Genomic DNA, 18,899 nt, shown 5'->3' on the forward strand with positions numbered 1-18,899 from the left:
TATGGATACCCTGCGAAATAAGACCATCCACGTCGAGTCATACGGCTGTACGTTCAATCATGCCGATACCGAGAAGATCATCGCTCTTGCAGAACGGCAGGGATGCGTGCAGGTGCCCGCGGAGGAGGCGGAGTGCATCATCATCAATACCTGCACGGTGGTGGGGGCGACTGAACGAACGATGCTGCGCCGTATAAGGCTTATGCCGGAAAGGAGATTGTCGTCACCGGGTGCATGCCCGTGGTGCAGCGGGACCTTCTTTTGGAAACTGACCCCCCCGGCCTGCACATCATTCTGCCGGAGACAATGTATGCCACATGCCCGGAAGTGGGGGCGATGACCGACCCCCACACCGGGGGGGTTGTCCAGATTGGCACCGGCTGTCTTGGCTCATGCGGTTACTGTGTCACCCGGCTGGCCCGCGGTCCGCTGAAGAGTTTCTCCGCAGACGCGATCGTTGCCGAGGTGGAACGACTGGCCGCTCTCGGTGCGTATGAAATTCAGCTCACCGGGCAGGATGTGAGTGCCTGGGGCATGGACATCGGCAGGACCTTGCCTATCTGCTGGAGCGGATTGCCCATGCGAAGGGGGGGGATTTCTGTCTCCGCGTCGGCATGATGAACCCCCCCGCGACCGCCGGACGTATCATCAGTCGCCTTGCGCCCGCATTTGCGCATGAAAAAATATTCGGGTTTGTGCATCTGCCGGTGCAGTCGGGGGGGTCTGACGCGGTCCTTGCATCCATGAACCGTGGATATACGGCGGCCACCTTTGAAGAGATCGTGGCGGCGTTCCGTGCCGAGATCCCGGATGTGCGGGTCTCCACAGATATCATCGCAGGCTTTCCCACCGAGGGGTGCCGCGAGTTTGACGAGACCCTTGAGATGATCGGCCGGGTGCGCCCGACCAAGGTGAACATCACCCGGTTCTCGGTGCGGGAGGGGGGGACGCCTGCCGCTCTTTACCACGACCACCCCCCCGACTGGGTGAAAAAGGAACGCTCCCCGTGCCCTTACCCATCTCACGGAACGCATCTATGATGAGGAGAACCTCCGTTGGATCGGGCGCAGACTGCCGGTTTTAGTCACCGAACAGAAAAAAACGGGACGGTCATTGCACGGGATGCCACCTACCAGAATATTGTGATCAAAGAAGACATCCCGCTGGGCACCCGTCTTTGGGTGACGGTGACCGGGCACCACCGCCATTACCTGCTGGCCGCACCCGTCTGATCTCCTCTCTCATTTTTAAAATCCCCCCTTTTGTTGTCTGTCACCTTCTGGGATCGGTTCAATCTTTGCGAAGGATTAATGCCTCTTTTGTATAACGATTCAGTATGCAGGGTTCATGCGATCTGGACAAGATTGAAGAAGGATTTAAGACAGCCGTTGCCTGTGCAAAGAAGGGCACGGAAGGGGGGTTGAGGCCCTTTCCCCCCCGGAGATTCATGCGTCACTGGTGCCTCTGATATCCCGTCTTGCAGCGGATGCGGCAACGATTGTTCCCACCGCCGGTCTTTTGATGATGCTCAGGGGGGGAAAGCAGGACGGCAAGGGCGAACTGTATGATACGGTATACTTTGACCAGAAGATGCTGATTCTGGGAAAGACCGACCCCATGCCCTACCGGCCGGATGACACCACCAAGAAGGTGGATAACCAGTATCTGGTGCTGGGCGAAGACGGTGTCTTCTCGGAACTGATGTACAGCAGTGACGGGTTTTTAATCGACGTCTACAAGAAAGACCTCTCGGCAGAGGATGCTATCTCCCTCTACGGACTGGAGGCAGTGGTGATGCTCTATAAGGCCGTGCAGCAGTTTGCTCTCAATGAATCCGGCCTTCATGAGGCAATGGGCAGGGTCCTTGATTTTCTGCTTGCAGAAGAGCTTGACGCCACAGACTGATTTTCCATGAACAGCAGTACTCTGCTGTTTTGTCTTTTTTTGCAGGGGGCGGATGTATGGAACCATCCGGTTCCCTGACGGGACGTTCCCTGTAGTATAGTTTTATTGGGTGTCCGGGAGCAGATCTTTTTTCATATGCATCTTTCCGTAGCAACAGCAGTCTGTCACGGGGAGATGCCGGAATATTTTGTTTGCTCAGATACGGATTGACAGGGAGGGAAAAGACGGGTGATACGATGCAGAACGAAGATGTGATGAGTGAGACGGTGGTGGCGGCAGATGATCCGGAGTATTATGCAGACCTCTCCGAATACCTGAACGCGCTCTCCAGTCCCACACGCCTGAAGATCCTGAAGGTGCTGGAGGCAGGGCCAAAGGATATCCGGGAGGTTGCCGGGGGGGATATTGGCACAAGTTACGAGAACACCAAAAAGCATATGGCCAAACTTCTGAATGCGGGTGTGGTGAAAAAAGAGGCAGGTATCGGACGTTCTACCTCCGGGGGGGGTGCCCTTCCCGTCTGGAAATATTCTGTTGCCTCAGGGGGGGTATGGAGACGGTGATCCGAAATCTTGGTATCTTCAGCAACATTGATGTGAGAATCGCAGGCGGCGCCTTTGCCGGGATGGTGGAGGAGACACGCCGAATGGTGGCGACCGAGTATGCCGGGGGGGATGTTCCTCTCCTCGTGATGCCGGAGGAGACAAAAGAGACGGTCGTCTTTCCTCTGACCGATACGAGCATTCATCTCGGACGGGCCGATGCGGCGGGCAGGGCGGGTGCAGATGAACCGATATCACCCACCGCTATATTCCCGCCTCGTCTGGTCGTCCGGATGCAGCGATTGTCCTCTCCCGACGGTATGAGGGGGGGGTGACCCGTGTTTCAAAACCTCACGGGATCATCCGGAAGACCGCGTCCGGGTGGACGTATGAGGACTGCAGAAGCACCAGCGTTCGTATATCAATGAGATGCCGGTCTCTGTGGGTGTGGAGCATCCGCTGAAAGACGGGGGGGATCTGCTCGAACTTGCACGGGGGGGTCTGAAGGGGGGGCGAGGTTTCTCTTCATTCTGGGAGACACAGAGACGAGAGGGGGGGCACCAGACCAGTGACCGCAACGGGTGGACGAAGTAACGCGTATTGGTTCGGTTTGGGGGGGTGTGTGATCCTCCTCGCCGCAGTGTGCTGCATTGTTACCGGAGCGGCAGCCGCAGGCGGTCTGCCCTCCGGTGCGGACGACCGGATGGAAGGGCCTGGGGGGGTGCCGGGCAGCATGGGTTCATACCCGAAAACACTACTGTCCTGCATGATAAGGAAGTATACCTGCCAGAGATGCAGGCACCATCCGGGGGGGAATCTCATGGCTACGGGGGGGGTCAGGAATCGTTTCTGTCCCTGAACCATTACGGGATTGACCCGGTGCTACTGTTCGTCGTCGTGGGTGTGCTCGCGGCTGCGGGCGGTGCCCTGCTCTATCGGTATGTTACCGGGAAACGGCGCAGAACGGCAGTCCCCCGTGATGAAGCGGCGGTTCCTTTTGACGAGACGGTGGCCGTGACCTCGTCTCTGGGTGGCCCGTCGTTTCCCGACGAGGCAGCCGTGATGGACGGGTCACCGGGCTCGACGTATTTCCCGCTGCCGCTCACCGAACGCTACCAGGATGTCCGGTTTGTCGGGAAGGGGGGGGTATTGCACGTGTCTTCTGTGCAAAAAGACGTTCGGATGGGGAGGAGGTGGCAGTGAAGGTTCCCATCAGTTTTGATGAAGTGACCGGGAAGATGTTTTTGAAGGAGATGCGTATCTGGGAACAGCTCTCCCACCCTAATATCGTGACTCTCTTCTCGGTGAACATCCTGCCGGTTCCCTTTGTCGAGATGGAGTATCTGCCGGGATCGCTTGCAGAGAAGTCCCTTCCGCTAAACCCTGCAGAGGCAGTGGAAATTGTCCTAGGCATCGCGGCAGGTATTGCGTATGCTCATGCACACGGCATCATCCACCGAGATATCAAACCGCAGAATATTCTCATCACGGATGATGGTCTGCCGAAGCTTACCGACTGGGGGGGCTGGGTTCCATCCTCGCCGACGGGCACGAGACGACCCCATTGGGGGGGTTCTCCCTGAACTACGCGGCACCGGAACAGGTTGCCCCCACCCGGTTCGGGTCACCAAACGAACGCACCGACATCTATGGGGGGGTCGGGGGGGTGGTATTCTACGAATGCGTGACCGGTGTCCGTCCGTTCTCTGCAACTGGTGTGGCCGAGATGACAACTGCTATCCTGACGGATATTCCGCAGGCACCTTCTGTCTATTATCCGTTCTTGAGCCGTTGGACGGGGGGGTCATTCTCCGGTGTCTGGAGAAGAGACCGAATGACCGGTTTGCATCGGCGGATGACCTGCGGGAGGCACTGGAGACGGCGGGGGGGAACACATTCCCGCCGGGTGCCTGAGTCGTCGCCTGATGCTTTCCTGGTATCTGGGTTCTGTTGTCATGTATGGAACCATCCGGTTCTCCAATGGGAACTGCCCCCATTTTGTTCATTTATCTGACCGGGTGGATGTATGTACCGGGGGGGTGGGGGGGCACGCCTCAGGCAATCTGTCCCGCACCCGCGATACCAACACAGGAGTGATACCAGATGAACATACATTCAAAGAGACTATGGGCAGGCCTTGCAGGGGGGGCTCTCTGCCTCGTTGCATTCGTCATCGCCCCGGTGAGTGCCGGAATGGGTATGGGTGCGGGCAACGGCTGTGCCGCAGGTGGCAGCGGTATGGGTGACCAGATCCGTGACCGAACCTGTGACCCCATCTGCGACCAGATACGCGACCAGAACCGTGATCAGACCTGCGATCCAGGCTGCGACCAGCCGATGGAGAACCGTCTTGCAGTGCTTGAGGAACAGGGCGTTGATGTGACCGATGTCCGCACGGCCTTTGCATCAGGAGACCGGGAGACTATCCGGGGGCATGCTGGGAGAGCTGCGTGGCGTGTGCGTGCAGGAAAAAGCTTTGAACTGCTTTCAGGATGGGTTGGGCCCTCGTCTGGGGGTCCGGATTCGGCTTTTCCTGTGGCACTCTCGCCTGAGTGAACGATAACGACAATCAGGGCATGCTGAAAACAAAAAACCGTTGAATGCCCTGATCATTTCTTACCCCGGAAACGATCACAGCGACCGTCCCCCCACCAATAGCAGGGCGACGTTGGCGGAATGGCGGTAGCTTTGCAGCAGGATGCGGCACTTTCCGCCATAATAAAAACGGGGGGGCATTCCAACCGAATGGTAGAGATTTAAGAGAGAATAGAGAGACGCTTCTTCAAGAGAAGAGGATATTGCGGAAGAATGAGACCCCCCAGCACGGGGGGGACGTCTCTCATACCAGTGCGGGTTCGGGTGAGTGTGCTCTGGCAGATTCCGCCAGCCAAATTGCTTCCGGTGCGATTCTGGCCGGAGAGGTCGAACAAAGCGCCATAATCTCTCGGTATGATGGCGGCACCTTCCGCCATCTGCTGCATTCTGCTGTACATGCCGCCAACGTGGGCGCATCCCATGTCTGTGACATAGGGAGTGTCCGGCATCATTTCCCTGCCGGGCTCTGACGCCATACGGGTTTTTCGGACGGTAAAGCCAGGTTACACACACCTTGTCAACCTCCTTCCTTTTATTATACAACAGAAGTATCTTCCCGCGGATCAGGGTGAGTATGCGCAGATATCTGTCATGTTATCCATGATGCGGGAATATCCGGATCCGTTTTTAGAAGTCGTTCGATGGGAAACCCGTCCGAAAATATTTGGAAACCGGTTGAAAAAATCCGCAGATTGTATCTGCCGGATCACTTTTTGATGTCAAACATCGGGAACATGGGTTTGAGCAGGTCGTCCTCCCCCCCTTTGCCCAGTGCGGAGATGGCGCTCTCGTGGCTAAACAAATTGCCCTTCATGTCTTTCCAGGTGATGACCACCTTTGCTTCGCTGATCATGGCATCAAGGGAATGGGTATGTTCCTCTTCTGCAGGGATCTCCGGGACATCGTACTCGATATCAAGCGGAACGACTGCGGCATGAATATGTACTGCGCTGGTGTTGCCTGAGTTCCTGATGATGATGGCCTTTGCGTCCTGGCTGAGTTTTGCGGTCAGCTCCGGGATCTCACTGATGGTTTTTCCCAGCACGGTCAGGTAGGCAGTCATACCGATGATCAGTATCACCATAACAACGATGCTTGCCGCAAACTGGCCGATGAATGAGAGATATGCGAAGATTGCGATGCCTGCGATGAAGACAGCTGCGACCTGTCGTTTGTCCATACACTGTATTGGTGAGGCGTTCCTTATTAAGGAAATGAAATGAAACGGATGACTCTCTGCATTAAAAAAATACAAAAATAGTGGGCCCGGTGCGACTCGAACGCACGACCTCCCGGTTATCAGCCGGGTGCACCACCGACTATGCTACGGGCCCCCCCCTTCGGATTACCTAATAAGATGGGATTCATGAGTAATTAATGGTTTTGATTTGTTTCCCGGGCGTTGTTTCTGTCCGTCTGAGGGGGGGGTGGAGACGCGGCGGATCAGAATAGTATAAACCCATTCTTACTCATACGTTCTGTCAGGTATGAATACTCGATATATGCTGGGAAACGAGGTGATTGCCCATGCGTGCCTGGAAGCAGAGATTGACTTTGCCAGCGGCTACCCGGGGGGGACTCCCTCATCAGAAGTGATTGATTACCTTCGCCACCAGAAAGACCGTGATTTCTACGTTGAATGGTCGGTTAATGAGAAGGTTGCCTTTGAAAATGCCCTTGCTGCGGCGTGGACCGGCATCCGTTCTCTTGTCACCATGAAGCATGTCGGGCTCAATGTGGCAGCAGACCCGCTTCTCACCAGTGCCTATACTGGTGTCACCGGTGGGTTTGTGATTCTGTCCGCCGATGACCCGTATGCCCACAGTTCACAGAATGAACAGGACAGCAGACGCTATGCCCTCTTTGCCAAGATTCCGTGTCTGGACCCCGCGACAGTTCAGGAAGCGCATTCGATGATGAAGGCTGCCTTTGCCGTTTCCGAAGAGGTGGGCCTGCCGGTGCTTTTCCGCCCGACGACACGCATTTGCCATTCCAAAAGTGACGTTGAACCCGGTGACATCGGCACCGGACACCGGACCGGTGAGTTTGTCCGGAACCCGCAGCAGTATGTGGTCATCCCTGTTCATACGCGGATGCTGCACAAAAAACTCAACGATAAACAGGCGGGCCTTGCGAAGATGTTCGTCGAAGGCGGGTTCAACACCGCAGAGGTGCGCGGAACGACCGCCGTCATCACCGGTGGTATTGCCGCGGCCTATGCGGAAGAACTGGTTCCGGAAGGCGTCTCGTTTGCCAAGATCGGTGCCTACCCGATCGACCCCCCCGAATGGCTCAAAACGTTTGTGGACCAGCACGAGACGGTGCTTGTCATTGAGGAACTCTCGCCGGTCATCGAGGAGGCAGTCCGCATGGCAGCGACAACGACGCTGGTGCACGGAAAGATGGATGGTCATCTGCCGCTGGAAGGCGAACTCTCCCCCCCTGCCGCGGTGGCAGAGGCGATGGTATCGGCCGGGTTTACTCCCACGAAGACCTATCCGGTGGTGGCGCCCGAGGCGGGCATTCCGGCCCGGCCACCGCTCTTATGCGCCGGATGTGGCCATCGCGCGGTCTTCTATGCAATGAAGAAGGTGTTTCGCGACGGTATCTTCCCGAGTGACATCGGCTGTTACACTTTGGGCATCCAGCTCGGCACGGTGGATACCACCATCTGTATGGGGGGGCGTCCATTACGGTCGGCAGCGGTATCGCGCAGTCCGGTGAGAGCCGACCGGTGGTCTGCACCATCGGTGACTCGACCTTTCTGCACACCGGCATTCAGGGTCTTCTGAATGCGGTCTACAATGGTGCCAATATGACTGTCGTCATTCTCGATAACCGTATCACGGCGATGACCGGCCACCAGCCCAATCCGAATACGGGGGTGACGGCAACGGGTGTCGCCTCTCCGCCGGTTGCCCTGGAAGCGATATGCCGGTCTGTCGGTGCGCCCTGGGTCGAGACGGTCAGTTCCTATGATCTCACCGGTCTTCTTCAGGCACTGAAAACGGCAAAAGACCGTGACGGGGGGGTGAAGGTGATCGTCGCCCGGCAGCCGTGTGTGATTGCCGCACGCCGTGAGGGCATCCGCCGGAAACCGTATGTGGTTGACCCGGAGATCTGCACCGGCTGTGGTCTTTGCATAAAGTTCGGGTGCCCGGCCATTGAATTCCACGATGAAAAGGCAGTGATAACCAGCCTCTGCAGCGGCTGTTCGGTCTGTGCCGATATCTGTCCTGCGGGTGCCATTCACAAGGGAGGTGCGAAATGAACGAATCCTTTGATGTGCTTATTGTCGGTGTCGGCGGACAGGGCACGATTCTTGCCTCAAACATACTGGGCGCGGCATGTCTGATTGCGGATCTCCCCCCCGTCCGCGGTGCTGAGACCCATGGCATGGCGCAGCGCGGGGGGGGATCGGTAGAGACCCATATCCGGATCGGCGGAGTATACGGCCCCCCTCATCTCACCAGGGACAGCCGATCTGATCATATCGTTTGATCTCCTGGAGTCGCTCCGCTACCGTCATTTCCTGAAACCCGGTGGCACAATTGTCACCAGCGATGTGGTCATTATGCCCACATCTGCCTTCGCCGCCGGTGCAGAGGTGCCGACGCCGACTGAGATTCAGGAACGTCTGGCAGATGTCACCTGCACCGCCATCGATGCGGCAGGCCTCGCGGTAGAGGCGGGTACAGTTCTCGCACAGAATGTGGTGATGCTGGGTGCGGCATCACACGCGCTGCCGCTAAGTGTTGAGGCACTCCGGGAGGCCATCACCCGGTGCGTGCCACCGAAGACGGTGGAGACCAATATCCGGGCCTTTGAACTGGGCCGGGCGTGTCTGGAACCGTAATCCCGCACTCTCTCTTTTTCCGTATCCGGAAATTGAATCTCACCTTTTTGTCTCCCTGTACGGGGGAATCGGGGATCGGAACGGACGTATTTTCGGTTTCCATTTTCTGCCGGAAAAATACGGTTTTAATATCGTTTATTTGCTAAAATAATGATTTTTTGTGGGCCATTGCGGGGTCGTGTTTGTCGGATATTTTGGGAGGATGTATGGATTGTCTTTGGTGGAGAAAGGGTCGCTCCGGGCTTCTGTGTGGACGCGTTTTTCCGGGGGCTCGGGCCATTTTTGGTGTATGTAAACGTTGCTTAACCAGAATTTGGGATTCATTCATCATGACCTGTATCGTGGGCTACAGGTGCCGGAGTGAACGAAGGTGTGAACCCGCGTCTGTCCGGTTTCACCACTACATATTTATTGTCCGGGTGTGATTCAGGGGCATATGAGCAGAGTTGTACTGACCGGGGGGGGATAATTCTCATCATCCTTGCTGTCTCCTTCTCTTGTGGATGCACACAGGAGCCGGTGACCGAGGAAAGGAAACTGACCGAGACCGTCTGGATGCTGGAGAAGTATATGGATGCTGATGGGTCTATGGCAGAAACGCTTGCCACAGCACCGGTAACGGCAGAGTTTGCAGAGGATACTGTGGGTGGCACGTCCGGCTGCAACACCTACAATGCGCCGTATGTCGCAGACGGGCAGTCGCTTACGGTGGGTATGCCGATTGTGACGATGATGTACTGCGGAGAGCCAGGTGTGATGGATCAGGAGTCACGCTACCTGTCCCTTCTCCAGACAGCGGCGGAATACACGGTATCGGGTGACCTGCTCACCATAACCAATTCGGCCGGACAGGAGATTCTCATTTTCCATGCCGTGGATCAGAACCTGGACGGAACCGAGTGGCTGCTTACTGGCTACAATAACGGAGCGGGTGGATTTGTCTCTGTTGTCCCAGGGACTACTGTCACAGCCGCGTTCAGTGAAGATGGACAGATGTCCGGGGATGCGGGATGCAACAGTTATTCCGGTGCATATACCGTGACCGGCAGTGCCATCTCCATCGGGCCTCTCGTGATGACCGAGATGTACTGCGCATCTCCTGAGGGTGTGATGGCGCAGGAGAGTGCGTATCTGGCAGCCGTGCAGGCAGCCGCTTCCTACCGTGTCGGTCCCGGTGACCTGACCTTCATGGATGCGGACGGCAAACGGATGGCGGTGTATGAACGGTATACTCCCACCCCCCAGGGGGGGGAGACATGGGAGCTGACCGGGTATTACAACGGAAAGGGTGTGGTCTCGCCTCTGGCAAACACCACCATCACTGCGAAATTCGGTGCAGACGGCAGGTGACCGGCAGTGTCGGGTGCAACAATTATTTTGCATCCTATGCGGTGAGCGAAACGGAGATGACCATCGGTCCGGCGGGTTCCACGAAAATGTACTGTGCATCCCCCCCTGAGGGGGGGGTGATGGAGCAGGAGTTACGCTACCTGAATCTCCTCGGGGGGGATGTGGCTACATTTGAGCGGGCACCGAAGACGCTCACTCTGCGGGATGCAGGCGGTAGTATTCTTCTGACCTACACGGTGGCACAGCCGAAACTTACCACCGGGGGGGAATGGCATATGGTCTCGTACCGGGACGCAGAAGGGAAGACGGTATCTGCACTGGAGGGTAGCAAGGTGACCGCAGTCTTCGGGACGGACGGACAGGTGACCGGAAATTCCGGGTGCAACACCTATTTCGGCTCATATACCACAGACAAACCGAGTATCTCGGTCGGTCCGCTGGGCCTTACCCTGATGTACTGTGAAACCCTGCAGGGGGGGTGATGGAACAGGAGACCGGCTACCTGGCGGCACTGGAGGCGGCGGTCACCTATCAGCTCAGCGGGGGGGAAGATCTGACCCTGCAGACCAAAGACGGCAGTGTCTCTGTCCGGTTTATGCAGGCGTCCTGATCTCTCATTTTTTACCCACCTGCCCCCCCCGGAGGGGGGGGAATCTGTCTGTATTCAGATAGGTTCCCTGCGGCAGAGTATCCGGTGCTGCAGGGGGGGGAGTGCTCCGAAGTAGACACATGCACTCACGATGACGATGGTCGCACCGGAGGGGATGTCAAAGGCATAGGAGAGCCAGATCCCTGCGGTGGTGAATACCATGCCCAGCAGGGACGCACCAACGATCAGCTCTTTCATACTGCGGGAGAAGAGCCGGGCGGTGGCGGCAGGGAGGGTCAGGAGGGCGATCACAAGGATGATACCCACGATCTGGATGAGCATCACCACCGTGAGGCCGGTTAAGAGCAGGAGGATCACCATGATCCGGTCCGGGTGCAGGCCCATCACGGAGCATACTCCTCGTCAAAGGTGACGGCAACGAGGCGGGGGGGTAAAGGATGGCCACGATGCCGCAGATCCCTGCGGTAAGAAGGGCCATCACCAACAGGGTCTCGCGGGGGGGGACGAGGAGAATGTTGCCGAAGAGGTAACTGAAGAGGTCGGGTGCAAAGCCGGGGGGGGTGATGTAGATGAAGAGGATACCTGCCGCCATGCCGGTGGCCCAGATTGCACCCACGAGTGTGTCGAGGTGCTGGTCCGCCTTCATGCGTATCCACGCGGTGGCAGCGGAAGTGCCGAGTGCGACTGCCGCAGCACCGGCAAGCGGACTGATGCCCAGAAAATATCCGAGGCCGATACCTCCGAATGCCGCGTGGGAGATGCCACCGGCAAGGGACGCCATACGTTTGACGACCACAAAACTGCCGATGACACCGCAGGCGATGCTGGCAAGGAACCCTGCGATGAGTGCGTTGCGGAAGAACTCAAATCCCAGTGCCTCGATCATCTTCTGCCCCCGAATATCCGGTTATCGTGGTCGGTGATGACCCGGTGCGGCACGCCGTGGGCGATGATATCCACCGGGCATGGGTAGGCACCGGCAATCATATCGTCGGTGATCTGATTATCGTGATGGGTGAAGAGGCGCCGGTTGACACAGGAGATATGGGTGACATCCGGTGAGAGGGCACTGATGTCATGGGTGACAAGCACGATGGTCATCGTCTCCCGCAACTGGCTGAGGATGTCGTAGAACCGCACCGCGGTCGGGCTGTCCACGTAGACGGTGGGTTCATCGAGGAGCAAAATAGAGGGTTTTCCGGCAAGAGCACGGGCAATGATCGCCCGCTGGCGTTCCCCGCCGGATATGTCATGGATGGGACGGTCTTTCAGGTGGGTAATCTGCATCGTCTCCATGGCCTCTGCCGCCGCGTCCGTGTCTTCACGGGAGAAGCGCCGGAACGGACTCGTGAGGTGACCGAGGCGACCGGATGTGACCATGTCCTGCACCGATATCGGAAACTGAAAGTCAAATGTCCGGAACTGGGGGGGTACATAGCCGAGATGCGCCCGCATCTCATGGGGGGTGCCGCCCATCACCCGGACCGTGCCGGAGTCCGGGCGGATGAGCCCGAGGATCACTTTCAAAAGTGTGGTCTTCCCGCCACCGTTGGGCCCGATGATCGCGTGAAATTCGTGTTCATTGATGGTCAGGCTGATATCCTCGAGCACCGGCTGGGCCCCCCCCTGTCCGAGGTTTACGTGATCCACTTCGATGACCGGCGAGGGGGGGTGTTCATACCGCCCACGTCCTGAAGGCATCGGTGACCTGCACCAGATTTTCCGTGTAGTTCTCTGCAAGGGGGCTGATATAGACAACACTGCCGCCTATCTCATCTGCGATGGCTTCGGCGTTGCGGGTCGGTGACTCCGGTGAGGTAAATATCGCCGGTATACCTGCCTCATCGGCTGAAGCGATGATCGTCTGGAGCGAGGCAGGCGAGGGCTCCTTTCCGTCCTCTTCAACGGACGTCAGGACAAGCCCGTAGCGGTCGGCATAATACCTCCATGCCGGGTGATAGACCAGCACGGTCTTTTTATCGGTTTCTGAGAAGGTCTCTGTGATCTCTTCATCAAGACGGGCGAGTTTCTGATCGTATGCAACAAACTGGGCCTCAAAATATGCGGCGTCGTTTGGTGCATATGCGATGTAGGCATCGGCGATATTGCGTGCGATGATGCGGGCGTTTGCCGGTGACAGCCAGACATGGGGGTCATCGCGAATCGTTTCATCCGCGGTGGCGGTGTCCATGTCTGTACGTAACAGAGTGATGCCCGCGGATGTATCCACGACCTGCATATCGGGGGGGTTGACCGGGGGGGTGAGCCTCTTCATCCAGGCATCCTCGAATTCGATGCCTGAACCAACAGCAAGATACAGCGGGGGGGTTTTTGCAAGCGCCCGCATCTGGCCGGGCGTGGGCTCGTAGGTGTGCGGGCTGGCACCGGGCGGTACCATGACCATGACCTCTACACGGTCACCTCCGACTGCTTCGGCAAACTCCCGGTAGGGGGGGGTATGGTGACCGCGACAGACAGGGGGGGTGAGGAGTGGTTTATCTCTTCTGCAGGTGCAGCGGGTGCGGTGTTGTTGATGCATCCGCAGCCGAAAACGGCAGATGCCATGATGATCACAAGGATAAGAATGGTTCTCTGCCGCAGGCCTGATGGCCGGGTGGCATTGACTGGTATTTTTGTATATGATTTCTGCGTGGGAATGGCCTCCCTTTTTTCTATTCCTGTTATTTATCCATAAATAGTTTGGTGGTGATAATCCGGTATTTTTGCAGAATGCGGAATGTCTGGCGATGAAACCTGACATGAGAGCCGATTCCCTCCCTGAAGAAAATGGACATCCTTTCATTGCCGAATGAAATGGCGAAAACGCGCGTGTGATGGAGTTGTGCTGTGCCGGGATGTGACGAGACGCCGGTCCAGGTCCGGATGACTCTGCGGCCTGCTTTCTGGTGTCCGGATCCATCAGCATAAACCCATATTAACTGACGGGATGATTTTGATGTATAATGTTTGGACCATGGGGTCTGTTGGGAGTGGGTGTTGTGCTGGAGGTGGTGGGCACCACCTGTCTGAAACTCTCTGAGGGATTTTCAAAGGCAATCCCCCCCTCTGTCTGTTTTGCGGTCTGTTTCGCTGCCGCATTCTACTTGTTTTCCCGTGCGCTCTCGTCAATGGAGGTAGGCATCGCATATGCCGTCTGGGCCGGATTTGGTATCACCGGGATCACACTGGTGGGTGTCCTCTTCTTTCATGAGGATGTGAGTCTGGTGAAGTTTGCAGGCATTTCCCTGATCATTGCAGGGGCAGTGCTGCTCAATCTTTCTGCAAATGCAGCATGAGGGTCATTTCCCTTATGAGAGCAGATCACTTTTGATGCGGTCCATGCCGACCCGTTCCGTGAAGCGTGCGGTTCTCTCGCCCGGATTTGCCGTATCCTGATAATACGTAAGGAGGCGTTTCACGAGGTCTTTGGCCTCATCTGCAGAGAGATCTTTTGCAACCACGTCCCCCCCGATACGCGGCCTTCCGCCGGAGTTGCCGCCGAATATGACGGTCCAGCCCTTCCCGGTGCCCAGCACCCCGATATCCCTCAGGTAACTCTCCCCCCCACAGCTCCGGGGACAGCCGGATATGCCCATCTTCAGCTTTGCCGGCAGGTGCATATCCTGATAGACTCCTTCGAGTTCGAGTCCGAGACCCAGGGAATCCTGCAGCCCGTATTTACAGACCGCGGTGCCGGGGGGGCATGCCTGCACATAATGAACACAGGGTGCGGTCGCTTCCCCGACGGTCATGCCGAGTTCGTTCCAGATCTGTTCCACATCCTCCTCTTTGATACCGACAAGCACCAGCCGCTGACCGGATGTGATCTTTATTACCGGGATCTCGTAGCGCCGTGCCACCTTGACGATGCTTTCCAGGTGTTCCGGGCTGACGATGCCTGCGGGTGTGCGGGGGGGACGATTGCATAGGACTGTTTATCGCGCTGGAGGATTGCTCCTCGGGGGGGCCTTCTTCCATTTTGTTCACCTCTGTTTCCGGCACTTCTCCCTGCCGTAAACGATCCCGCAATATGCGGGCGGGATATAAAAAGATGGTGGCAACTCGTGTTCCTCATGTTCTGCTCCTCAAAACACATATATGTCCTGCCGGGCATGTCAGGTCATGGACCAATACAAGTGCACGAAATGCGGGTATGTGTATCTCCCGGAGTCCGGTGATTATACCCAGGGCATCGGACCGAACACCCCGTTTGAAAAACTGCCTGACACCTGGGTCTGCCCGCGGTGTGGTACTAAGAAGAAGGGGGGGTTTGTGATTATCGAGTGACAAGGGTCAGGGTTCTTCTGATACCTGTCCGGTGTGGTATGTAGAGAATGCTTAGAATCAGCCGTATTTTTAGAAATAACCTAGTGTGGCGGAATAGCGAGATATAAAAAAGGATCAATACGCTGAGGGGGGGAGATTTGAACTCCCGAGGGGGGGAAAGTCCCCACAGGCTTTCCAGGCCTGCGCCCTACCAGACTAGACTACCTCAGCACAGCATATTGCTGCCTTACACTATTCGGGGGGGTGGCGTTTCTTAATGCTATGGGTTTTCTGCTGGTGAATTGCTGTCGAAATGGGATCCGGATGGGGGGGTTTCTCCATGAACCATCGGGGGGGTGGGGGGGGCGCAGATCAATGAGGAGGGATGGGATGGGTTCGTGCGGATCAGTATGCAGTCTTTGGAAATGCCGGTTGATGAACCGGGTGAACTGAACAACGAAAAGAGACTCAAAAAAGAAAAAAATTGATTGAAATATTACCTGTTAACGGGCCTGCAGACCCGATATCAGCGGTTTCCCTTCTTTCGCTGAACCGATTTGCTTCCGCCGTACTTGCTCTGGCCCTGTTTTCCGCCACTTTTGCCTTTACCTTTGGATGATTTTTCCGCGAGACCGCGGCGTTTGCCGTTTTTACTGGTATTCAGGTATTCTTTACTGTTATCCGGGCGCTTCTTGGGTCCGGGGGGGCGCAACGATTTGCGGGTATGGGGGGTGCCGTCTTTTTCTCCGCCCGTTCTCCCTTCTTTTCTGTCCGTGAAGTGGGTGCAGGTTTTTTCTCCTGTTTCCTCGGTCTCACGACAGGCGGTTTGGTGACCCAGCCTTGGGATAGGTGCCGGTCTGCATGATCACCATCTTCGGTCTGATGACAATGCCGGTTGCACCGGGCACAATCGCGTCCGAGGCAGCCAGGGCCGTGCCGATACAGACCAGTTCCCCCCCCTGTGCGGTCATCACGGCGACCTCTTTGTCCTTTTTGAAGGTGTCGGTGGCCGTGACGCCCACGCCTGCAAGGGATGCCCCCCCGTGGCAGAGGGCGTCAACCGCAGTGTCGCGGATGGTGATCGTCGGGATGCCTTCCAGGACAGATTCCGGTGTCCGGATGTATGAGAGGAGTTCTTCGGGATTTCCGTTCTTTGCCTGTTCTGTGGCATCCCGCAGGGCATGCAGGGAGCAGCACATCGTTTCGTCGTATCCGCCGGAGCGTGTCCGCCGGAGTTCAACCATCTGGCCGCCGGTGCCGATGGCAAATCCGATGTGGCGGCAGAGGGACCGGATGTAGGTGCCCGCTTCACAGCGGACACGCAGGAGCACGTCCCTGCCGTCGATATCGAGCACATCAATCTCGTACATCGTCCGGATACGGAGTGCACGGGCCACCGCACTTTTCAGGGGGGGCGGGCGCTGGTAATTCTTCCCAATAAATTCTCTCGCGGTATCCGGATTTGTGCCTCGGTCGCATCCCCCGTGGAGGCGCAGCAGAGCGATGTACTCCTTCTCATGACTGAGAATCACCGGTGCCAGACGGGCCGCCCTGCCTACCATGACAAGAAGCACACCGGAGACGTCCGGATCCAGCGTCCCGCCGTGACCACAGGGCATACCCAGCATATCACGCACCCATGCGGCCACCTCGTGACTGGACGGGCCCCGTGGTTTGTCCACCGCAATGATGCCGCCGCGGGGGGCATGTCAAGATGAAGATCCGCAGACATGTGTCCGTTCTCTTCCAGATAGTGGTTCAGTGCGGCGAGTGTGCCCATGAGGGTGCCGTTCCCGACCACAACCGGCTCGGTTCCGTCTGCCCTCATCCGTTCTGCCGTGACTTCACCTATGGCAAGCGGTAGCAATCCCTCTTTCCGGTAGGTGGCATAGGTGTAGGAATTGGCGCTCGTGAAGAGAATTGCCTCTGCATCCCCCCCTGTTTCAAGAGGCGCATGAGTGGGTTCCAGTGCATAGACTCGCATCTCCCCCCCGGCCTGTCCCCCCCCTGCACGATTGATGGCATCCATGAGCACCGGGTTCGGGACATCCGCACGGGGGGGGATGCCTATTTTCTTTCCCACGATCCAGTCCCCGAGATAGGTGACAAAGTCACGGGAGTAATGGGAGGGCAGGGTCTCGGAGGAGATACCCTCCTCTGCCAGATATTCTGCGGTCTGGGGGGGTCCTATTGCGATGATACGTGCCGCCGTCTTCAGGAGTGGCCCGATGAGACGGGCGGGGAGGGCACTCGTGAAGAAGATGCAGTCATAGGTCTCCTCATTCGCGGCGGTGACAAAGGCCTTCACGGCATCTTCGTACACCTGTGCCTGCATGGGGGAGACGATGAGGCATTCGTGGCCAAATTCCTGGCAGAGTGACTGGTCAGAGCCTGCCTTCTCCGGAAGCCTGGTGATTGCAATCTTCATGTTACTGTATATGTGCATCCTGAGGTATCATTGCTTTTTGTGTTTCGGATCTTTTTTCCCCTGTTGCATGCCACAGATGATTTGTGGCAACGGAGATCATCGCGGGTATACTCATCGGCACGGCGCTCGGCACTATCAGCGGCCTTGTTCCCGGCATCCATGCCAATACCATGGCAGGCATGCTGGTGGCAGCCGAAGGCGGGCTTTTGGCCGTTCTTGGTGCACCGGCGGTGGGGGATTGCCCTCTTCAGTGCCCTGGTGGTGCATACCTTCACCGACTGTGTGCCCAGCACCTTCTTTGGTGTCCCGGACGCAGATACCGCCATATCTGTCCTCCCGGCGCATGCCTCTGCATGCAGGCAGGGGGGGTGAGGAGGCCGTCCGTCTCTCTGCCTGGGGGAGTGCCGTCTCGGTGGTGATGGTGATGCCGCTCTTTGTCGTCTTTATGTTTTTTCTGCCGGGTTTGCAGTCCTATATCGACTGGTGGCTGGGCATCATCCTCATCCTCGTTGCCGGTCTTTTGATCCTCGGTTCCGAATCCCCCCCGGAATGGTCTGTGGCAGTCTTTCTGCTCTCCGGCATCCTGGGTCTCTTTGCCTTCCGGTATGCCTGGCTCATCTCCCCCCCGGTCTCCGGCGCCTCGTCGGTTTTGATGCCGCTTCTGACCGGGCTCTTCGGTATATCGGTGCTGCTGCGTGCCTCCGGCGGGGGTGATGCCCGCACAGGAGCGGGCCGGCCTGTCTGTCGGGGGTCGCAGCCTTGCCTGGCACGCGGGTATGGGCACCGTTGCCGGAGCGGTGGTGGGGGGGTGGCTGCCGGGTCTGTCCAATGCAACGGCCAACACCCTCCTCTCGCCGTTCTTCCAGGCGGGCAGCGAGGGGGGGAAGGGGATATATCATTGCCACCAGTGCGGCGAACACCGCGAACGCCTTCCTCGGTCTTGCGGCCCTCATTGCACTGGGGGGGCGGATGCGCAACGGCGTGATGGTGGTGCTGGACAGTATTGGCATGCCGTCGCCGCTGCTGATTCTGGCTGGTGGGGGGGTGGCCGCCGCACTCTGCGGTTTTGTCATCACTATTGTCTGTGGGCGGGGTGCACAGTTTCTGGGAGGTATACCGGTGCGGGCGATGAGCTACACCGTGATCGGTGCTGTCACGTTGCTGGCCTTCCTGTTGACCGGGTTCTTTGGGATTTTTGTTCTGGTCTGTGCCACCCTGGTCGGGTTGATTCCGTCGCTGGTCAATGTCCGGCGAGTCACCTGTATGGGTGCGGTGATGCTGCCGGTCATTTTGTTCTCGCTCAACGTTATTTAACAAAGAAATGATGTCCGGAACGGAATGGTTCTG

The 18,899-nt window shown here is 57.4% G+C and carries 30 protein-coding genes, 2 tRNA genes and 5 pseudogenes; 23 read left to right on the forward strand and 14 right to left on the reverse strand.

Going from position 1 to position 18,899, the window contains the following annotated elements; genetic code table 11:
- Nucleotide 1: 1 nt before the first annotated feature.
- The 13 genes from JCM10550_RS21415 (at nt 2) to JCM10550_RS01850 (ending at nt 5,003) form a co-directional block, all read left to right on the forward strand.
- Nucleotides 2-340 carry a hypothetical protein gene (locus JCM10550_RS21415; protein ID WP_245618598.1) on the forward strand — a complete coding sequence of 113 codons (339 nt, stop codon included), beginning with the start codon at nt 2-4 and terminating at the stop codon, nt 338-340.
- Nucleotides 337-618: a hypothetical protein gene (locus tag JCM10550_RS21420; protein ID WP_245618599.1), complete on the forward strand. Its 282-nt coding sequence runs from the start codon at nt 337-339 to the stop codon at nt 616-618. The genes JCM10550_RS21415 and JCM10550_RS21420 overlap by 4 nt, the downstream gene beginning before the upstream one ends.
- The gene (locus tag JCM10550_RS21425) at nt 573-1,040 is read left to right on the forward strand and encodes a hypothetical protein (RefSeq protein WP_245618624.1); all 468 of its coding nucleotides are present in this window, start codon (nt 573-575) and stop codon (nt 1,038-1,040) included. The genes JCM10550_RS21420 and JCM10550_RS21425 overlap by 46 nt, the downstream gene beginning before the upstream one ends.
- Before the next feature lie 15 nt (nt 1,041-1,055).
- Complete coding sequence (locus JCM10550_RS21430; RefSeq protein WP_245618600.1) at nt 1,056-1,232, forward strand: hypothetical protein; 177 nt, start codon at nt 1,056-1,058, stop codon at nt 1,230-1,232.
- A 104-nt stretch (nt 1,233-1,336) separates the two neighbouring features.
- Nucleotides 1,337-1,468, forward strand: coding sequence for a hypothetical protein (locus tag JCM10550_RS24175; protein WP_281175215.1), 132 nt, complete (start codon nt 1,337-1,339; stop codon nt 1,466-1,468).
- Nucleotides 1,459-1,905 (forward strand): hypothetical protein, encoded by a 447-nt coding sequence (locus JCM10550_RS01820; RefSeq protein ID WP_062396515.1) that lies wholly within the window; start codon nt 1,459-1,461, stop codon nt 1,903-1,905. The genes JCM10550_RS24175 and JCM10550_RS01820 overlap by 10 nt, the downstream gene beginning before the upstream one ends.
- Nucleotides 1,906-2,141: 236 nt before the next feature.
- Nucleotides 2,142-2,468: a helix-turn-helix transcriptional regulator gene (locus JCM10550_RS01825; protein ID WP_157199831.1), complete on the forward strand. Its 327-nt coding sequence runs from the start codon at nt 2,142-2,144 to the stop codon at nt 2,466-2,468.
- Nucleotides 2,456-2,782 carry a hypothetical protein gene (locus JCM10550_RS01830; protein ID WP_062396518.1) on the forward strand — a complete coding sequence of 109 codons (327 nt, stop codon included), beginning with the start codon at nt 2,456-2,458 and terminating at the stop codon, nt 2,780-2,782. The genes JCM10550_RS01825 and JCM10550_RS01830 overlap by 13 nt, the downstream gene beginning before the upstream one ends.
- Nucleotides 2,783-2,876: 94 nt before the next feature.
- Nucleotides 2,877-3,041, forward strand: a complete 165-nt coding sequence (locus tag JCM10550_RS17920; protein ID WP_157199832.1) for a hypothetical protein — start codon at nt 2,877-2,879, stop codon at nt 3,039-3,041.
- A gap of 24 nt (nt 3,042-3,065) precedes the next feature.
- Complete coding sequence (locus JCM10550_RS01835; protein WP_157199833.1) at nt 3,066-3,650, forward strand: hypothetical protein; 585 nt, start codon at nt 3,066-3,068, stop codon at nt 3,648-3,650.
- The gene (locus JCM10550_RS01840) at nt 3,641-4,030 is read left to right on the forward strand and encodes a protein kinase (protein WP_062396521.1); all 390 of its coding nucleotides are present in this window, start codon (nt 3,641-3,643) and stop codon (nt 4,028-4,030) included. Before JCM10550_RS01835 ends, JCM10550_RS01840 begins: the two co-directional genes overlap by 10 nt.
- 97 nt (nt 4,031-4,127) lie before the next feature.
- Nucleotides 4,128-4,361, forward strand: coding sequence for a hypothetical protein (locus JCM10550_RS20230; protein ID WP_062396523.1), 234 nt, complete (start codon nt 4,128-4,130; stop codon nt 4,359-4,361).
- A gap of 189 nt (nt 4,362-4,550) precedes the next feature.
- Entirely contained in the window at nt 4,551-5,003 is a 453-nt protein-coding gene (locus JCM10550_RS01850) for a hypothetical protein (RefSeq protein ID WP_062396525.1), read from the forward strand.
- A 200-nt stretch (nt 5,004-5,203) separates the two neighbouring features.
- Here the strand turns inward: JCM10550_RS01850 and JCM10550_RS01855 are convergent, their stop codons facing one another.
- From JCM10550_RS01855 to JCM10550_RS01865, 3 genes are all read right to left on the reverse strand, one after another.
- On the reverse strand, nt 5,204-5,518 hold the full coding sequence (locus JCM10550_RS01855; protein ID WP_062396527.1) for a hypothetical protein: 315 nt from the start codon (nt 5,516-5,518) through the stop codon (nt 5,204-5,206).
- A 230-nt stretch (nt 5,519-5,748) separates the two neighbouring features.
- A complete protein-coding gene (locus JCM10550_RS01860; RefSeq protein WP_062396529.1) occupies nt 5,749-6,222 on the reverse strand; it encodes a hypothetical protein in 474 nt (157 codons plus the stop codon).
- An 81-nt stretch (nt 6,223-6,303) separates the two neighbouring features.
- Nucleotides 6,304-6,376, reverse strand: a tRNA-Ile gene (locus tag JCM10550_RS01865).
- Nucleotides 6,377-6,529: 153 nt separating this feature from the next.
- On the opposite strand from JCM10550_RS01865, the pseudogene iorA reads away from it, so the two are divergent.
- The 5 genes and pseudogenes from iorA to JCM10550_RS24180 all read left to right on the forward strand — a co-directional run bounded on the left by iorA (nt 6,530) and on the right by JCM10550_RS24180 (nt 10,858).
- Nucleotides 6,530-8,313, forward strand: a pseudogene (gene iorA / locus JCM10550_RS01870) (indolepyruvate ferredoxin oxidoreductase subunit alpha).
- A pseudogene (locus tag JCM10550_RS01875) lies at nt 8,310-8,898 on the forward strand (indolepyruvate oxidoreductase subunit beta). The pseudogenes iorA and JCM10550_RS01875 overlap by 4 nt, the downstream one beginning before the upstream one ends.
- Nucleotides 8,899-9,270: 372 nt before the next feature.
- The gene (locus JCM10550_RS01880; RefSeq protein ID WP_218185078.1) at nt 9,271-10,248 is read left to right on the forward strand and encodes an META domain-containing protein; all 978 of its coding nucleotides are present in this window, start codon (nt 9,271-9,273) and stop codon (nt 10,246-10,248) included.
- On the forward strand, nt 10,245-10,730 hold the full coding sequence (locus JCM10550_RS01885; protein WP_062396532.1) for an META domain-containing protein: 486 nt from the start codon (nt 10,245-10,247) through the stop codon (nt 10,728-10,730). Before JCM10550_RS01880 ends, JCM10550_RS01885 begins: the two co-directional genes overlap by 4 nt.
- The gene (locus JCM10550_RS24180) at nt 10,730-10,858 is read left to right on the forward strand and encodes an META domain-containing protein (RefSeq protein ID WP_083475222.1); all 129 of its coding nucleotides are present in this window, start codon (nt 10,730-10,732) and stop codon (nt 10,856-10,858) included. The genes JCM10550_RS01885 and JCM10550_RS24180 overlap by 1 nt, the downstream gene beginning before the upstream one ends.
- Before the next feature lie 54 nt (nt 10,859-10,912).
- Here the strand turns inward: JCM10550_RS24180 and JCM10550_RS24185 are convergent, their stop codons facing one another.
- The 5 genes and pseudogenes from JCM10550_RS24185 to JCM10550_RS21435 all read right to left on the reverse strand — a co-directional run bounded on the left by JCM10550_RS24185 (nt 10,913) and on the right by JCM10550_RS21435 (nt 13,423).
- Complete coding sequence (locus tag JCM10550_RS24185) at nt 10,913-11,218, reverse strand: metal ABC transporter permease (RefSeq protein ID WP_281175216.1); 306 nt, start codon at nt 11,216-11,218, stop codon at nt 10,913-10,915.
- A 136-nt stretch (nt 11,219-11,354) separates the two neighbouring features.
- Nucleotides 11,355-11,744, reverse strand: a pseudogene (locus JCM10550_RS24190) (metal ABC transporter permease); the annotation flags it as partial.
- Entirely contained in the window at nt 11,741-12,559 is an 819-nt protein-coding gene (locus tag JCM10550_RS01895) for a metal ABC transporter ATP-binding protein (protein ID WP_062396534.1), read from the reverse strand. The gene JCM10550_RS01895 and the pseudogene JCM10550_RS24190, both read right to left, overlap by 4 nt.
- Nucleotides 12,534-13,256: a metal ABC transporter solute-binding protein, Zn/Mn family gene (locus tag JCM10550_RS01900; RefSeq protein WP_245618601.1), complete on the reverse strand. Its 723-nt coding sequence runs from the start codon at nt 13,254-13,256 to the stop codon at nt 12,534-12,536. Before JCM10550_RS01900 ends, JCM10550_RS01895 begins: the two co-directional genes overlap by 26 nt.
- Nucleotides 13,257-13,267: 11 nt before the next feature.
- Nucleotides 13,268-13,423 carry a hypothetical protein gene (locus JCM10550_RS21435; RefSeq protein ID WP_245618602.1) on the reverse strand — a complete coding sequence of 52 codons (156 nt, stop codon included), beginning with the start codon at nt 13,421-13,423 and terminating at the stop codon, nt 13,268-13,270.
- Between the two features lie 398 nt (nt 13,424-13,821).
- On the opposite strand from JCM10550_RS21435, the gene JCM10550_RS01905 reads away from it, so the two are divergent.
- The gene (locus JCM10550_RS01905) at nt 13,822-14,154 is read left to right on the forward strand and encodes a multidrug efflux SMR transporter (protein WP_062396537.1); all 333 of its coding nucleotides are present in this window, start codon (nt 13,822-13,824) and stop codon (nt 14,152-14,154) included.
- A gap of 12 nt (nt 14,155-14,166) precedes the next feature.
- Here JCM10550_RS01905 and JCM10550_RS01910 read toward each other — a convergent pair.
- Nucleotides 14,167-14,810, reverse strand: a pseudogene (locus JCM10550_RS01910) (NAD(P)/FAD-dependent oxidoreductase).
- A 170-nt stretch (nt 14,811-14,980) separates the two neighbouring features.
- Between JCM10550_RS01910 and JCM10550_RS01915 the strand changes: the two are divergent.
- Complete coding sequence (locus JCM10550_RS01915) at nt 14,981-15,145, forward strand: rubredoxin (RefSeq protein ID WP_062396636.1); 165 nt, start codon at nt 14,981-14,983, stop codon at nt 15,143-15,145.
- 120 nt (nt 15,146-15,265) lie between these two features.
- Here the strand turns inward: JCM10550_RS01915 and JCM10550_RS01920 are convergent.
- Nucleotides 15,266-15,355, reverse strand: a tRNA-Ser gene (locus JCM10550_RS01920).
- A 125-nt stretch (nt 15,356-15,480) separates the two neighbouring features.
- Between JCM10550_RS01920 and JCM10550_RS24195 the strand changes: the two genes are divergently transcribed.
- Entirely contained in the window at nt 15,481-15,612 is a 132-nt protein-coding gene (locus JCM10550_RS24195) for a hypothetical protein (RefSeq protein ID WP_281175217.1), read from the forward strand.
- Between the two features lie 38 nt (nt 15,613-15,650).
- Here JCM10550_RS24195 and JCM10550_RS17925 read toward each other — a convergent pair whose 3' ends face one another.
- From JCM10550_RS17925 to JCM10550_RS21440, 4 genes and pseudogenes are all read right to left on the reverse strand, one after another.
- A complete protein-coding gene (locus tag JCM10550_RS17925; RefSeq protein WP_157199836.1) occupies nt 15,651-15,836 on the reverse strand; it encodes a hypothetical protein in 186 nt (61 codons plus the stop codon).
- A 100-nt stretch (nt 15,837-15,936) separates the two neighbouring features.
- Nucleotides 15,937-16,815 (reverse strand): RNA-guided pseudouridylation complex pseudouridine synthase subunit Cbf5, encoded by an 879-nt coding sequence (locus JCM10550_RS01925; RefSeq protein WP_062396539.1) that lies wholly within the window; start codon nt 16,813-16,815, stop codon nt 15,937-15,939.
- Between the two features lie 53 nt (nt 16,816-16,868).
- Nucleotides 16,869-17,552 (reverse strand): annotated as a pseudogene (locus JCM10550_RS01930) (uroporphyrinogen-III synthase); the annotation flags it as partial.
- Nucleotides 17,549-17,878: a hypothetical protein gene (locus tag JCM10550_RS21440; RefSeq protein ID WP_245618603.1), complete on the reverse strand. Its 330-nt coding sequence runs from the start codon at nt 17,876-17,878 to the stop codon at nt 17,549-17,551. The pseudogene JCM10550_RS01930 and the gene JCM10550_RS21440, both read right to left, overlap by 4 nt.
- 17 nt (nt 17,879-17,895) lie before the next feature.
- Here JCM10550_RS21440 and JCM10550_RS21445 point away from each other — a divergent pair, with 17 nt between their 5' ends.
- Entirely contained in the window at nt 17,896-18,537 is a 642-nt protein-coding gene (locus tag JCM10550_RS21445; protein WP_245618604.1) for a tripartite tricarboxylate transporter permease, read from the forward strand.
- Nucleotides 18,450-18,866, forward strand: a complete 417-nt coding sequence (locus tag JCM10550_RS21450; RefSeq protein WP_245618625.1) for a tripartite tricarboxylate transporter permease — start codon at nt 18,450-18,452, stop codon at nt 18,864-18,866. Before JCM10550_RS21445 ends, JCM10550_RS21450 begins: the two co-directional genes overlap by 88 nt.
- The last annotated feature ends 33 nt before the right edge of the window (nt 18,867-18,899 follow it).

The sequence above is a fragment of the Methanogenium cariaci JCM 10550 genome (assembly GCF_001315945.1).
GTDB classification, from domain to species: Archaea; Halobacteriota; Methanomicrobia; order Methanomicrobiales; family Methanomicrobiaceae; genus Methanogenium; species Methanogenium cariaci.